This is a genomic window from Bremerella cremea (assembly GCF_003335505.1).
GTDB lineage: Bacteria > Planctomycetota > Planctomycetia > Pirellulales > Pirellulaceae > Bremerella > Bremerella cremea_A.
Map to the genome: position 1 here is coordinate 1,249,877 of NZ_QPEX01000010.1, position 12,899 is coordinate 1,262,775.

The following is a 12,899-nucleotide window of genomic DNA, read 5'->3' on the forward strand; positions in this document are numbered from 1 at the left end:
AGCGACCGCTAACCAAGTGCTGTGGGCAAGCAAGGCCGATCGCAAGAAAGAGAAAAGGCCGAGCAATTCTCACTCGGCCTTTTTCATGTTTAATCAAAAGCAGCCAATGGCCAATTAGACCTGGCCTTTGGCTGGAACCTCGAAGCCCTTACGATAATCGCGAGTCAGCAAAGCATTGGCCGCTTCGTTGTCGATGAACGTTTCGGTCTTCGGATTGAACGACAGCATTGGGCCGAGTTGGACGCCTTCCTTGTCTAGGTTGACGCCGTTGTCCATCAAGTGGTCCTGAACACGAGCCATCGTCGCGCTGACGTCCTCGGTTGTCTTGATGTCCTTCATCCGATCCAGGCACTCTTGCTTCGAGACCTTTTCGCCCAGTTGGTACGAAATAAGACCGGTGTGGCACAAGACGCTAGAAAGGTGACCTTCTTGAATGTGACCATTCAGGTCTTCCGGCTTGCGGCTACGGACAGCGGAAATGAAGTTGTCGTAGTGATACTGATCGTTGCCACCACTGAAATCACGGATCTTGTTTCCTTCCTTATCGAAGGCCGAACCCGAGTGATAGCTCGTCATCACAAGATAGCCATCGGTACCTTCAAAGATCACGCCGATGCGCGAACCTTTGTAGCTGACGCTGCTTTCCTTTAGCTTCTTGTCGTACACCAAACCACGCACTTCGAAGACAAGTGACTTGTCGCCGTAGTCGTGTACCACCACTTGTGTGTTGGGGGTCGTGCCGGCGTCTTCATAACCGAAACGTCCGCCGTAGCTGATCACGTTATTGCTCAGCTCGTTGACACCCAGCCCCCAGCGTGCCAGGTCCATTTGGTGGATGCCCTGGTTGCCAAGGTCACCGTTGCCGAACGGCATTTGCCAGTGCCAATCGTAATGGAACTGAGGACGGGTAACGTCCTGCATCTGGGCTGGGCCGAGCCACAAGCTGTAATCAACCGTCTTGGGCGGCTGGTAGACACCCTTCGGGCCGATGCTCTTACGAGGCTTATAGCACAGACCACGAGCGACTTTGATATCACCCAGCTTGCCACTATGGACGAATTCCATCGCTTCACGCATGCCTGGGTTCGAGCGGCTTTGCGTACCGGCCTGGCAAATACGATTGTACTTCTCAGCGGCTTCAACGACGCGGGCCCCTTCGCTTACGTTGTGGCTAACCGGTTTTTCGACGTAAACGTCCTTGCCAGCTTGCAGAGCCCAGATGGCCAACAACGAGTGCGTATGATTCGGGGTCGCGATACTGACAATATCGATACCCGGTTCTTCCAGCAATTTGCGGACGTCTTGAATGAACTTCGGCTTGTGGCCATCTTGTCGCTTAGCGACCCCTTCGGCCTTGCTCTCACCAAACTTCGAGTCGCAATCGCACAAGTGCGTGATCAGCACATCGTCTCGATGCGTGAAGCCACCGATATGAGCGTTACCACGGCCATTCAAACCGACCACGGCCACATGCAGCTTTTCGTTGGGGCTTTTGCTTTGCTTCTCTTCAGCAGCCAGCAAAGAAGTCGGTGCGACAAAGGCCGCAGCCGCTGCGGTGGCGAACATCGAGCTTTCCAAGAACTCGCGTCGAGACTTGCGATTCGTCATAGAAATGCCTTCTTGAATATTTGAGGTGTCAGGCGGAATAGCAGGCGGGACCGCTCATGTTCAACCAAAAGTAACGATGCGATCAAAAGATGACCGACATAAGAGCCCCTTTTAGGGTGTACTTGAGCTGAACTAAGGATAACTGTTCTTAGTCATCCTGACAACTATTTCGGTGAACTCCATCCCTATCTATTCACCTATCGCCACATGGGACACGAGAGCCTGCTTATGGCATCCCAATGGACTCATTGTCGAAAGGCCGAGACTTTGCGAATTGACCGAGAATTACAGGCCCAGAACGACTTTTTGGGCAACCAAAAACAGGCCATCTTTTTGACCGGTCAAAAATCACCCAAATTTCGCCACAGCCCAGTCCGCCCAAGAAGGACACAAGCGATCTAAGAGAACCATCATGTAACCCGGCTTGCTCGGGATGATCTCGTGCTTGCCAGAGCGAATTGCCCGCAGCGCCGCCAAGGCCACATCATGGGGCGTAAGCACGAACTTTCCTTCAGCAGGCAGCTTCCCCTTCTTATCGATTACCGATGCGCCAAACTCACTACTGGTGGTGCTGGGGCTAACCAAAATCACATCGATCCCTTTGCCAACCAATTCAGCCCGCAGGGCATCGCTAAATCCATGCAAAGCGAACTTGCTCGCACAGTACTCGCTCTTGCCCGGCACAGCTCGATGCCCCAAGATCGACGAGATGTTACAGATCGCTGGTGTATTCCCCTTTTCCAGCATCGGCAGAAAGAGCCGCGTCAATTCAACGGGGGCAAAAAAGTTCACTTCCATCAACTGCCGCAACCTCTCAGGCGTCGCCTCCTGGAAGTTGCCAATGGCCCCTATGCCGGCATTATTGACCAGCACATCGAGCCCCTTTAGGTCATGCTGAGCCCGCTGAAATAGCTTCTGACGATGATCGGGATCGGCAATGTCTCCGACCAAATAAGCGGCATCTCCCCCCTTGGCATGAACCACGCCCAGCAGTTCCTCCAACCGATCTTCCCGCCGTGCCGTCAGCAGCAGACGAGCCCCCTGCTCTGCGGCGAGAATAGCCATCGCGCGGCCGATCCCCGAGGACGCTCCGGTGATGAGCATCCTTAAACCATTCAATTTCCGACGCATTAGGCCACATCCCCCACGGCATCCGAAGTCGAACTGGACTCGCCGTAGGGACGAATAATAACGTCCGGATTCTGGTTCTGAATTCGCCCCAGATGGGCCGTCGGAATTCGGCAATGAACAAAGAGCCGCTCATCGCCATATCGCTTCGAAACAATCTCACCGTTGGTCGCCAAATAAGCCACCAATTTGCCGTTCCCTACCGAGGCTTCAATCTCGACATCCGAGAACGATTTGCTCAGTGCATCGCTTACCGCGATCGCCAACCGATCGCTTCCTTCGCCCGTAAAAGCACTTACCGGAACCGCCCCGGGATACCGACTCTGCAATTGCTCTAAACGCCGAGAATCCTGGATCCGATCGATCTTATTAAGCACCAACAGCGTATCTTTCTGCTCGATGCCAATTTCGGACAGCACATCGTACACGGCCGCAATTTGCTGCTCCGCTTCCGGGTTACTGGCGTCGGCCACGTGCAACAAAAGATCCGCTTGATTGGCCTCTTCCAGCGTGGCCTTAAAGCTGGCAATCAACCGGTGAGGCAGATCGCGAATAAAACCGACCGTATCACTCAAAAGGACCGGCCCCCAGTGTGGCAAACGCCACCGCCGAGTTCGCGTATCTAGCGTGGCAAATAGCATGTCCGCAGATAGCACCTGGGCATCGGTCAGCTGGTTCATCAGCGTGCTTTTGCCGGCATTCGTATAGCCAACCAAGCTGATCGTCATCGACTCGCGCCGAGCCGCAACTTGCCGCTCGCGCCGCTTCGACACTTTCTCCAGATCATCCTTCAGATCTTTAATCCGTTTCTCGACCAAACGACGGTCGACTTCCAACTGTTTTTCACCCGGGCCACGCATGCCGACGCCCATCTTGATACGGTCCAAGTGAGACCACATCCGTTTGAGCCGCGGTAGCGAGTACTCTAGCTGAGCAAGCTCGACCGCCAGGCGCGATTCCAGCGTCTGGGCATGCGTCGCAAAGATATCGAGAATCAGCTCGGTCCGGTCGATCACCTTGCGTTCGGTTTCTCGCTCCAGATTTCGCGTTTGCCCAGGGGACAGTTCGTTGTCGAAGATGATAACGTCTGCTTCCGAAGCATCCGCGCACAGCTTCAATTCCTCGATCTTCCCTTTACCCAGATAGGTTCCCGGATCCGGTTTTTCGCGTCGTTGCGTCAACTTTCCGACGACCGTTGTCCCGGCAGTGGTGGCCAGGCCTTCCAGTTCGTCCAATGGTTCGGCCGAGTATTCCACCTGGGGATCTAACAGCTTCACAAGAATGGCGTTTTCCTGCGCGACGCTTTGTTTACGATCTCGTTCTGTCACAAGCGGTGCCTGCTTTTCCTTTCTTTAGACCAATGCCCCGATAGGTTATTCGCTGGGACACGGGAACCATTATCGCCACCGAAAAGTAATTGGGCGGCATCTATTTCCATTCTAACTACCCTGGCCACGGCAGCGAAGGTGCATTCACACCCCCTGTCAGCAAGATTTTAGGGAGCAGATCGGCTATTTTCGCCCTGACCGACACTCGGGAATAGCGGCGAGATAATCCGTCTTCTAAACTAGACTAGAGGTAAATCACCGCTAAATGTTCACGAAACACCAATCATCCCATCCGAGGACAACATCCATGCCTATGCATCTCGGTCGACGTCTATTCCTGCAATCCATGGCTGCCACCGGTGCCGGACTAGCTCTTAGCTCACAACTAGTAGCCGCAGAAAAGGCTGCCCCATTCAAAATCTCGCTAGCTGAATGGTCGCTGCACCGGACCATACGCGAAGGAAAGCTCGACAACCTCGATTTCGCTAAGACCGCGAAAGAAACCTGCGGCGTTGAGGCCATTGAATACGTCAATCAGTTCTTCAAAGACAAAGCCAAAGACGAAAAGTACTTGGCCGAACTAAACAAGCGTGCCGCTGACAATGGCGTGACTCAAGTGCTGATCATGTGCGACGGCGAGGGTGCACTAGGCGCCCCCGACGAAGCGGCCCGCAAGCAAGCCGTTGAAAACCACCACAAGTGGGTGGAAGCCGCCAAAACACTGGGCTGTCATTCGATTCGCGTCAATGCTGCCAGCGATCACAAGCTGAGCTACGCCGAACAAATGAAGCTCGCCGCCGACGGTTTGGCTCAGCTTAGCGAATTCGCCAAGGGTTACGACATGAACGTGATCGTCGAAAACCACGGTGGCCTTTCCTCGGACGGGGCCTGGCTGGCTGGCGTCATGAAGACCGTCAACATGGAAAACTGCGGCACCCTGCCCGATTTCGGCAACTTCCGTGTTAGCAGCAACGAAATGTACGACCGCTACAAAGGGGTCGACGAACTAATGCCGTACGCCAAAGCTGTTAGCGCCAAGACGCACGCATTCGACGTAGAAGGTAACGAAACCAACACCGACTACTTCAAGATGATGGATATCGTCGTCAACAAACATAACTACCACGGCTTTGTTGGCATCGAGTGGGAAGGAGGCGGAATCGGTGAAATCGAAGGAATCATCGCAACCCGCAAACTCCTAGAACGCTGTGCCGAAAAGCTCTCGGCCTAATCGAGCCAACAAACATCAACCAACGAGCCCCCGGCGGAAAATTCCGCCGGGGGCTTTTTTTTCGCTAGCACACCTTACCCAAACCAACATCGGGGAAGTTTTTGGAACTATTTCGGGAAAAATCCGGCGTCGCCGAGAGGACAACTAGGCCCGTGCGACTTTCGGGGCTGCTCAACTTTTAAGCAGAGACCCCGGTGCCCAAAAAAGTCGCGTCACTGCATGCAAAACACGCAGGCATTGCTAGTAGCTCTAAGTGCTTGCACTGCAGTCACTTCTACGCTGCTCTTGACGCGACTCCCAAGATTCTGGCATACCGTTACACATCGCATGGCCAATCAAGCCGTGACGGTGACTTTGTCCTCAGTCGTTTCCAGGAAGGAGCCTCCCCCATGTCGCAGTTCAACCAAGGCACGAACCCGTATCCGCAGACGTCTCAGCCCGCGGCTCGGCCCGTTTTTCCAAGCACCACGTTTCCCCCACAGCAAACCAATCAGCAGCCATACCACACGCCGCAGCCGCAGCAACATACGACCGAAAGCAGCTATGCTTCGCCTCGGCCTACGTTCACCGGCTCGCCTCAGGCCCCGGTTCAACCGGCCGCCCCAGCTGGCCCCGCGATGAACGTCGCCCCAACCGCCACCTTTGACGAGAAGAAGGCCGAAGTCGTCCGCATCGCTCGCGAGTTTTTCCGTGGCGTGCCAGACTGGGTTACTTTCTTCCGCGAGATCCTCGGCGTCGAAGGCGTGATCCAACGTCTGTTCACCCAGCCGGAAGAATTCACCAAGTTCGAGCAATCGGACGAGTACGGTGAAATCCAGCTCATGATCGTTAAGCTGCGTGAACGCACCAACGTTCAAAACGAATCGAAAGAGCCAACCCGCGTGATCACCGTGCGTCTGCCCAAGAGCCTGCACGAATCGCTGCGTGTCGAAGCCCATTCGCGTCGTACCAGCATGAACAAGCTGTGCATCTCGAAATTGTTGCAAGTCATCGACGACTCGATGATCCCCAACGACTAAGGCTCCGGATGCCGCCCAAGGGTCGTGCCGGCCATTCACCGAACACGCCCCGGAAGCTTTACCAAGACAACCAGCCGGCGTTCACGGTTTCCCACAACCGCCACTCGCTTTCGGCACAACTTGCGCTTCCAACGCGTCTTTTCAACGTCGCCTTGTCGACGCAATGAAAGACTGCGGTATTGAATTCGATTGCGGCTGAGGACGAAAAGGGCCTGGTATATTCGCTAAGCGATCTTGCCGGCCCTTTTTTTCATTGCATTTCACGGAGACCCGCGAAAAAAATCCTTTGGCAGCGAATCAACTCCAAAGTAAAACAATTAATAGGGGGAGAAACTAATTAAACACTTTTTGGTCGCTATGAATCCATCACCATGAACAGCGAAGAGCTTAGCCTCCAATCGAGGCCCAAACGTCAACCTCCCTATGGCGTTATCTTGCACAATGACGATCTGAATTCCTTTGATTACGTCATCGATTCCATTCGGAATGTCTTTCATTACGAACTGGAAAAATGCTATCAGCTGACACTCGAAGCGCACGAGACTGGCCGGAGCTTACTTTGGTCCGGCCCCCTAGAAGGAGCAGAACTGAAACAGGAACTTCTCCTCTCGTGCGGCCCAGATCCGGTCATGCGAAGGAAGGGGGCGCTTCCCCTAAGCGTCACGTTAGAAGAATTACCTCAATAAGCGGATCCCCCCGTTTGCGAAAACGGAGTGACCTCCGATAATTTGTGGCATGAACACGACGACTGTCTTGCCCGACACTGGGCCTGTGCTGAATATCTCTTCCTACCTTTTCGCACCCTTGCGAGACCTCAAGCCGATGCGCGATTCGCTTCGTCGCATTTGCCGGCGACTCGACCTGCGCGGAACGATTTTGCTCAGCACGGAAGGGATCAACCTGTTTGTCGCCGGCCCAGATGAAAACGTCCACAAGCTACTCGACAAGCTCCGCCAAATCCCCGGCTTGGAAAAATTGGAAGCCAAAGAGAGCTTTACCAGCTACCAGCCGTTTCGGCGGATGCTCGTAAAGATCAAGAAAGAGATCATCGCATTCGGCATCGACGGGATCGAACCCGCCCAGCGCACCGCCCCTAAGCTTCCACCACAACAACTCAAGCAGTGGCTAGACGAGGGGAAGCCGCTGATGCTGTACGACGTGCGCAACGACTACGAAGTGAAAGTCGGCACCTTCGCCGGCGCGGTCCCTGCCGGCATTGACACCTTTCGCGATTTTCCCCAGGCCGTGTCGAACCTGCCCGAAGATGCGAAGTCGACCCCGGTCGTGATGTTTTGCACCGGCGGAATTCGTTGCGAGAAAGCTGGCCCCTTCATGCAGCAAGCTGGCTTCCAAGAGGTCTACCAGTTGGAAGGGGGCATCCTGAAATACTTTGAACTGGTTGGTGGCGATCACTACCAGGGGGATTGCTTCGTCTTCGACCAACGTGTGGCCGTCGACCCTAGCCTGCAAGAGTCGCCCATTGCCCAGTGCTTTGCCTGCCAAGCTCCCCTGACCACCGAGGAACAGAATTCGCCGCTCTACGTCCCCGGGCAGTCGTGTCCGCACTGCTTCAAGTCGACTCAGGAAGCGATGGCCGCTGTGCTTGCTCGGCGTCAAGAGAAACTCAAAAAGGTTACCTCTCCGCTGCCAGGCAGTATTCCCTATACCAATACGCGCCGGCTTTACATCTCGTCGGAACAAAAAGGGAAAACACTTTACGAAGTACTCGCCGATAAAGTACCGGCTGCTTCCCAAGGTTTCTGGGAACAAATGGTTGCTCAGCGATTGATGGTCGAAATTATCGAGCATCAAGACGAACGCCTGGTCGAGTACCGCGCGGTCGATCCCCATGTCCCGCTAAAGCCAGGACAACACTTCGAACAACGCTATCCCGGCACGACCGAACCCGACGTCAGTGCGGACCTACAAGTTTTGTACGAAGACAATGCTCTGATTGTCGTGAGCAAACCAGCTCCGCTCCCGATGCACCCGTGTGGGCGATTCAACAAGAATTCGTTGATCAGCTTTCTGGAGCAAGTTTACCATCCTCAAAAGCTGCGTATTGCCCACCGTTTAGATGCCAACACAACCGGGGTCGCCGTTCTTTCACGCACCAGCGCCGTCGCTCGTCAGGTTCAGCCCCAGTTCGAGCAAGGCCGCGTCGAGAAACGTTACTTGGCTCGTGTCTATGGTCACCCTAGCGAAGACACCTTTGTTTGCGAAGAACCGATCGGCACATCACGGGTAAAAGGTGGCGGTCGTCGCGTGGAAGAAGGAGGCCAGGCGGCGCGAACCGATTTTGTCGTTCGCAAGCGGCTTGCCGATGGCACGGCTCTCTTGGAAGTCTCTCCCAAAACCGGTCGTACCAACCAGATTCGTCTTCACCTCTGGCATCTCGGTTTCCCAATTGTGGGCGATCCGATGTATCAGCAAGGAGGCGTGATGCAAGAAAAGCAAACACTTGGCATCGACGAACCGCCCATGTGTCTGCATGCCTGGGAAGTCACTTTCCGACATCCACAAACCGCTGAGATGGTCACCTTCCAAGCCCCGCCGCCCGCTTGGGCTGAAAACTTGGGCGATTAAGGCCTGCTCGGCAGATCACCTTATTTACGATTCCTTGCCCAGGTTGTCACCTTCGCAGTAACGCAATTTTCCGCAGCAGGCAATTTGTCTGCTGCTTTTTCTTGCGCGTAGCTCAGATCGATTGTCCGTCCACCAGACAAACAAGCAAAGCCCAACCGAGCGTGAATCACGAAACCGTGGAACCTGCGTCTTTCGACTTCGAAGCAGAGTTCGGGAAACGTCCTTGATGGTCGAGGGCCGCTTGCCGCCGTTCTTCCACGGACAGTTCGGCTGGCATGCGAGCAAAGACACCAACAATCAAAAACGCGCCCAACGCACACAGACCGACCAAGATCGGATGATACTCAGCATCGCCGGGGGTGTCTGTCACGCTGGCCACGAGGAAACGCAGAGGCCAGAAGTCTTTCAGGGTGTCGTTAACGATCATCCCCTGAGCAAACACCAAACAATTATGCGTCGCATGGAATAAGATCGCCGGCAATAGGCTCCGCGTTTGCACCGCCACAAAACCGATCAGCAACCCAAAAATCGTGGCGGGAATCGATTGCTGCAAAATGCCGTGCAACAGGCCGAAGAAAATTGCCGAGATGCTGATTGCCGCCCATTTATGGCCAATGTGCCGCATGCCTGAAAGAATAAAACCACGGCAAGCGAACTCTTCGCAAATAGCCGGTAAGACTCCAAACATCACAAAGATGGCCCAGATCGGCAAGTTCTCGATACCGCCTAATGTGTCCTGCAATCGATCTTGCAGATCTTGCGACATAGGGATCGTACTTTGAATAATCCCCCGCAAGTAAAGGGCAAACGGGTGTAAACATATGGCCAGCAGAGGTGCCAATAGCACCCCCAGCATCATCTGGCGATCAGGCATCCGCAGCAAAAATGTTTTGGCCATACTTCGTGTGAAAATGGCCGCCGCGATCAGCACCGGCAACAAAATCAAACCAATTTGGATCGTCAGCATTTGTTGAATCAGCGCCGAAGTTCCCAGCTTCCCGTCGGGGCCAACCTCTGGGGCGATGTACTTGCCCAGCATGTGCGGCAGTGCGAGAAGCACGATGCCCATCACAAATGCCCCAGCCGCCGTCGGCGTGGCTTGACGATCGCGCCACACTTTCTTCAACCAAGCTTGCAGATTGAACCGTTCGCTCTCGCTGAACAGGACCGACTCGTTATTGAACTGATCGATCGCCCAGCGAATGGCAACCCAAATACAAAAAGCCGTCACACCAAGTACCGGCAAGGCATACAACGCGGCGGTGCGGTAGTCTCCTTCCATCAGCGACTTTAACAGGAAAGACATCCCGCTCACCGGTATCAACGACGTCCCGAAAGTCAGCTGCGTGTCCGGCAGCACCGGCAGAACGACCAGCGGCAAGTTCAACATCAACAAGGGAAGCAAATAATACTGCCCCTCTTTACTGCTGCGAGCCATCGTGGCGATTGCCAAGGCCAAGGCGCTAAACAAAGCAGCCATTGGAATCAAAGCGAGAAACAACCACCCTAGCGACCAGATCGGCGGTGGGCCAAAGTTCAACTGTCCGTTGCCGAACTGTCCCATTACAAAGCTGGCCGTGAAACCCATGCTCAATAAATTCAATACACTTGTGGCCATGCTGAAGGTCATAATGGCCAACAGCTTGCCGGCGACAATCTCGGAACGAAGGGCCGGGCTAGAAAGCAACGTTTCAAGCGTTCCCCGTTCCTTTTCACCCGCACACAAATCGATGGCCGGGTAGAACGCACCGGTCAACGCCCAGATGACAACAATGAACGGAAAGATCTTGGCCCACATGTACGTGGCCTGATCGCGTGGCTTCTCGGAAAGATCAAGCGGATCAATCCGAAATGGGTCGGTAATAACCGTCGGTACGTTGTTGGCTTCCAGATTCTTCTGAATAACCCTTTCTCGCCAGGCATGCAAAATCTGACGCAGCCGGTTATTGGCCAACGTCGATCGTTCCTCGGACGAATTAGTGATCAACTGTGGCGAAGGAAACTTGCTCTCGACATCCCCTGCCCCGTTGGCCATTTGATCTTGGAAGCTCTCCATCCTCTCTTTAAAACCAGGCGGAAAGTAGATGATCGCATCGAAGCCTTCCGAGTGCAGCGATTCTTTGGCTGTCTTCTCAACAACCTGAGAATCGATCGACGCTTCGGTTGCTTCAATGGTGAACTTGCCGTTAATACCGGCATCATCCAAGAGCTTTGACGAGAACTCGTAGCGAGTCCCCTGCGAGGTTTCGCCCTCCTTGGCCGGCTCGATGGGCACAATCAACTCCGGGGCATCAGGCAATTCCGCCAAGCCGATTACTTGAATTCTCGCAGGATTGGCCTGACGAAATTGCATGACTTGCAACACCATCAAGCCCATCAGCGGGTAGAGCAGTACCGGCAAACCGATCACCGAAAAAAGCGTCCGGCGATCGCGTGCCTGGTCACGCAATTCTCGCTTGAGGATCAGTTGGACGTTGTTCCAATTCATTCCATTATCTCGCCGTACGAGCCTGACTTAGTTCTCGATACCTTCTGGTTCGCCGATCAAATGGAAGAACAACTCCTCCAAGTCTGGCTGGTCGTACTGCGTGCGCAGCTCTTCGATTGTCCCCTCGGCCAAGATCTTGCCACGGTTCATAATCGCGACCTTGTCGCACAACTTCTCGACTTCGCGCATGATGTGCGACGAGAAGATGATGCACTTCCCCTGGTCTCGCAGCTCGGCGATCAGTTGCACCAAAGCCCGCGCAACGAAAACATCAAGCCCCAGCGTCGGTTCGTCGAAGATGAGCACCGGCGGATCATGAACTAACGCCCTGGCAATCGAAACCTTTTGCTTCATGCCGGTCGACATCTTCGCCCCTAGCACATCACGAATCTCGCGCATTCCGAGCCGATGAAACAAATCTTCCATCCGCTCGCGCAGCTGATCTTTGGGCATGCCGTAAAGCTGGCCGAAGTATTCCACCATCTCCCAGGCAGTCATCCGATCGTAAACGGCCGTGTTGGCCGACATGAACCCGATTTGATGCCGGACCATTGATGGTTCAGTGGTAACGTCGTAACCGGCAATTTTGACGGTCCCTGAGGTTGGCTCGAGAACCGTACTGAGAATCCGCAAAGCGGTTGTCTTGCCTGCCCCATTGGGGCCCAACAGCCCAAAGATCTCGCCCGGCATCGCATAGAAACTAATTTGATCCACGGCGGTGAATTTACCGAGTTGCAAATCGTCGTACGACTTGACGAGATCACGAACGTGAATCATGCGGCTGCCAGTGTCCAATGGCGAGGAAAAGGGAACGGTCCGTGACCATTCATCGTGCTCTGAATTCTATCTGACGACACCCTCACTAAAGGCCAGCGATCAGCGGAACGTGGCCCAGAAGATTGCCTTTCGATCGGCATAGCGCGGTTTTAGCGATTTTTCGCGGCCAACGGCTATTCGTCGAATTTCAGATCATCTTCGGTCAACACATGGAAATTACGCGAAAGTAAGGTATCCATCGCTATCTCAGCGTTGTCGACCATCAACGCAACCGCTGCCCGATTGCTAGGTGTATAAAGCAGCGGATAGGCCTGAACGATGTTCACTTCCGACTGCAAGAGGGCCGTGCAAACCCGCAACAAGGGCTGCTTTTCATTAGGCAGCTCGACTCCGATCAGGTCGGATTCAATCAGAGCAAGCCCGGCTCGCTCTAAGATCTCTCTTCCCCCTTCGGGATCGCTCAGCAAAAAGCGAACAAAACAACACTCGGTGGCGTCGTTAATAGAAAGCGCCACAATCCGAACGTTGCTTCCCTCGAACCTACGTACAATTTCCAACAACTGCCCGACACGGTTCTCGAGGAATACGGTGAACTGGCGGAGCGAGGGGTAATCGCGACCTCGCATCGTGCTGTAGTTGGTACCGGAGCCGGCTCCCGTACTCATGTCGCCCCAATCATGCTAAAACCAAATTGGTGGGTAATTACTCGCAACTATAAAAAAGGCTTAGATTTC

The 12,899-nt window shown here is 54.3% G+C and carries 10 protein-coding genes; 4 read left to right on the forward strand and 6 right to left on the reverse strand.

The window, feature by feature from the left end; genetic code table 11:
• Positions 1-114 precede the first annotated feature (114 nt).
• From DTL42_RS06090 to hflX, 3 genes are all read right to left on the reverse strand, one after another.
• A complete protein-coding gene (locus DTL42_RS06090) occupies positions 115-1,608 on the reverse strand; it encodes a Gfo/Idh/MocA family protein (protein WP_114367757.1) in 1,494 nt (497 codons plus the stop codon).
• Between the two features lie 348 nt (positions 1,609-1,956).
• Complete coding sequence (locus tag DTL42_RS06095; protein WP_114367758.1) at positions 1,957-2,739, reverse strand: SDR family NAD(P)-dependent oxidoreductase; 783 nt, start codon at positions 2,737-2,739, stop codon at positions 1,957-1,959.
• On the reverse strand, positions 2,739-4,064 hold the full coding sequence (gene hflX, locus DTL42_RS06100) for a GTPase HflX (protein ID WP_114367759.1): 1,326 nt from the start codon (positions 4,062-4,064) through the stop codon (positions 2,739-2,741). The genes DTL42_RS06095 and hflX overlap by 1 nt, the downstream gene beginning before the upstream one ends.
• Positions 4,065-4,371: 307 nt before the next feature.
• Between hflX and DTL42_RS06105 the strand changes: the two genes are divergently transcribed.
• The 4 genes from DTL42_RS06105 (at position 4,372) to DTL42_RS06120 (ending at position 8,900) form a co-directional block, all read left to right on the forward strand.
• Positions 4,372-5,295, forward strand: coding sequence for a sugar phosphate isomerase/epimerase family protein (locus DTL42_RS06105; RefSeq protein ID WP_199590031.1), 924 nt, complete (start codon positions 4,372-4,374; stop codon positions 5,293-5,295).
• A 389-nt stretch (positions 5,296-5,684) separates the two neighbouring features.
• Positions 5,685-6,314: a toxin-antitoxin system HicB family antitoxin gene (locus DTL42_RS06110; protein ID WP_114367761.1), complete on the forward strand. Its 630-nt coding sequence runs from the start codon at positions 5,685-5,687 to the stop codon at positions 6,312-6,314.
• Between the two features lie 371 nt (positions 6,315-6,685).
• Positions 6,686-7,000 (forward strand): ATP-dependent Clp protease adaptor ClpS, encoded by a 315-nt coding sequence (locus tag DTL42_RS06115; RefSeq protein WP_114367762.1) that lies wholly within the window; start codon positions 6,686-6,688, stop codon positions 6,998-7,000.
• A gap of 49 nt (positions 7,001-7,049) precedes the next feature.
• The gene (locus tag DTL42_RS06120) at positions 7,050-8,900 is read left to right on the forward strand and encodes a pseudouridine synthase (protein ID WP_114367763.1); all 1,851 of its coding nucleotides are present in this window, start codon (positions 7,050-7,052) and stop codon (positions 8,898-8,900) included.
• A 166-nt stretch (positions 8,901-9,066) separates the two neighbouring features.
• On the opposite strand, the gene DTL42_RS06125 is transcribed toward DTL42_RS06120, so the two are convergent.
• The 3 genes from DTL42_RS06125 to DTL42_RS06135 form a co-directional block, all read right to left on the reverse strand.
• Positions 9,067-11,388: an ABC transporter permease subunit/CPBP intramembrane protease gene (locus tag DTL42_RS06125; protein ID WP_114367764.1), complete on the reverse strand. Its 2,322-nt coding sequence runs from the start codon at positions 11,386-11,388 to the stop codon at positions 9,067-9,069.
• A 27-nt stretch (positions 11,389-11,415) separates the two neighbouring features.
• Positions 11,416-12,165: an ABC transporter ATP-binding protein gene (locus tag DTL42_RS06130; RefSeq protein ID WP_114367765.1), complete on the reverse strand. Its 750-nt coding sequence runs from the start codon at positions 12,163-12,165 to the stop codon at positions 11,416-11,418.
• A gap of 173 nt (positions 12,166-12,338) precedes the next feature.
• Complete coding sequence (locus DTL42_RS06135) at positions 12,339-12,830, reverse strand: acetolactate synthase (protein ID WP_114367766.1); 492 nt, start codon at positions 12,828-12,830, stop codon at positions 12,339-12,341.
• Positions 12,831-12,899: the final 69 nt, after the last annotated feature.